Raw genomic sequence first — 2,131 nt, forward strand, 5'->3', positions numbered from 1 at the left:
GTTTGCTTGTAGCTCGAAGTTGGCCTGTACGGCATTTTTGAAGAAAGGATCGCTGCCGGTAAGATCGCCCTCGCCCTGCATGGCTTTGGCCTTGGCATTGAACCAGCCGTTGTGATCAACCTGGCAGTTGAACGGCCCGGAGATGGCAACGCTGCCGCTGTTAGAAATGAGATTGTTGCGTATGACGCCGCCGCGGAGGCCTTCGCCTTCGATACGGAATGATTTTGCCGTGATGTTCGCCAGGGTGTTGTGCAGAATTTCGACATTCGCGACGTCATCAAACTTGACGGCATAGTATTGCCGGATGTTATAAATCACATTACGCACCAGGCGGATGTTCATTTGCGATTTGCCGCCCTCGCCGCGAAACTCAATGCCGCGCTGGCTGTCATGGATGAAATTGTTCGAGCCGGTAATGTTGCGGCAACCCTTTTGCGTGACCCAGGCTTTGTTTTCGAAACCGTACATCTCGTTGCTGTCAACCAGGCAGCCGTCAACCCCTTTGAAGTCCAGCGCGTTTTCGCTATCGGCGCCCAGCGTGGTATAAAGAATATTGCCGGAGATGGTAATATCTTTGGAATAATTTGCAATCTCGGTTTTATCGCTGGCGTAGAGTTGGATGGCATCGCCGCCGCAATTGTAGATGGTGTTGTTGATGATTTTCCAGCGAGCCGCGCCGGCGTTAATGACAATGCCGTGTGCATCGTTGCCGGCTTGCCAGACAAAATCATAAATGGTACAATTTTCAATGGTGATGTCGCTGCTGCTGCTGGCGCCGTCGATGCCGTCGCGTTTGCCGTTGCGCAACTCACAATGGCTCAAGGTTATGAATCGCCCCCTGATTTTGACCGCGTCTGAAGCCCCGCCTAGATGATCGAAAATCAAGCCGCGAATCACCCAATAATCCTGATCGGCATTCAACATGGTGCCGGTCACCGCGATAACCGGTTTCTCGCCGGGATAAGCTTGCAGGACAATAGGCTTGCCGGCTGCGCCGCTTCGCGGCAGAGATATCGCTTCTGTATATGTTCCGCTGCGCACCAACAGCGTATCGCCCGGCTGCAATGTACTAAGCTTGGCGTTGATACCTTCGCCGGGCTTGACTTCTTGCGTGCCGGCACATAAATCCCCAAGAAAAAATAACGTCAGCAAGGCAGCGAACAGAGGCGATCGCAAAACCGAACCTCCTCGTTCTGCATCGCTAAAAAACTTTCTGCTCTTCCACAGCATGATTTGTCCCTCAAGGCTTGTGATGATCTTGTCTGCAGATTGTATGAGGCTCACCCGCGCGTTGCCGTGTAGATCCGCATTGCGGAATGTCAGCGAAACAAGCTTCGCATCACGGGAGAATGAAGCTGATTGCACAGCGGATTGATCAGCTTAACAAGCTTTTCTTCTTCGAGCGCGAGCTGCAATTCACTGGCATAGGGCATGGGATAAATGGCGATGTACAAATTGCCCCGCGGCTCCGAATTCGCAAGCCACGAACGGTAGGCGTAGTGAAATCGCCCGATGCGGCCATCGGCAAAATTGCGTGAAATGCCCAAATACAGCAACTCTTCGCTGTTCAGCATCAAACCGGTGCCGGTTAAAATGGCATAAATGCCGCCTTCCGCGGGCGGCGCCCATTCGTCGAAAGAATAAGGCCCGTAAAAATGACGGCCTCCGATGTTCAACATGTTTTGATCCAATCCTGAAACAAACGTCCTGATGAAGAAATGACCATAGTGATTAGTTCTTTAAACTTGTGAAGAAGCCTGGCAATGCAACGCGGCCAGGCTTTCTCGTTTAATGCCGTATGAAATGTTAACGATTTGATTCTAAATCGGCATTTCGTCGTGGTTTATTTTACCAAGCAAAAACGATGCCCACGCGTTAAAGCATTTTTTGGGCGTTGTAAACAACGTGGCGCATATTCAAAACAGTGACTTCGAACGGAAGGGTAGAAGGGATATGGCAATCAGGTTGGATTAATGATGGATCAAAATGACGCTAGTATTACAGCCTCGTAATTCGGGGGTGAAGCCCAAAGCTTTAGCTCATATGTTGTTATACCCGTTTCCACAAAATCGACTGCTTTTTCAAAATGAACCGCACGAAGCCAAAAACCGCAGCGACATTTCCCATTAAA

General features: G+C 50.4%; 2 protein-coding genes. Both read right to left on the bottom strand.

Annotated features, from left to right (window positions below; translation table 11 throughout):
• Positions 1 to 1,230: hypothetical protein (locus FBQ85_29575; protein ID MDL1879280.1), on the bottom strand; the 1,230-nt coding region annotated here is incomplete at its 3' end.
• An 89-nt stretch (positions 1,231 to 1,319) separates the two neighbouring features.
• Entirely contained in the window at positions 1,320 to 1,679 is a 360-nt protein-coding gene (locus tag FBQ85_29580) for a hypothetical protein (GenBank protein ID MDL1879281.1), read from the bottom strand.
• Positions 1,680 to 2,131: the final 452 nt, after the last annotated feature.

Source organism: Cytophagia bacterium CHB2 (genome assembly GCA_030263535.1).
Lineage (GTDB): Bacteria > Zhuqueibacterota > Zhuqueibacteria > Zhuqueibacterales > Zhuqueibacteraceae > Coneutiohabitans.

Excerpts from the sequence above, each read along its gene's own strand:
- FBQ85_29580 (MDL1879281.1), bottom strand. The coding sequence starts at position 1,679 with ATGTTGAACATCGGAGGCCGTCATTTTTACGGGCCTTATTCTTTCGAC.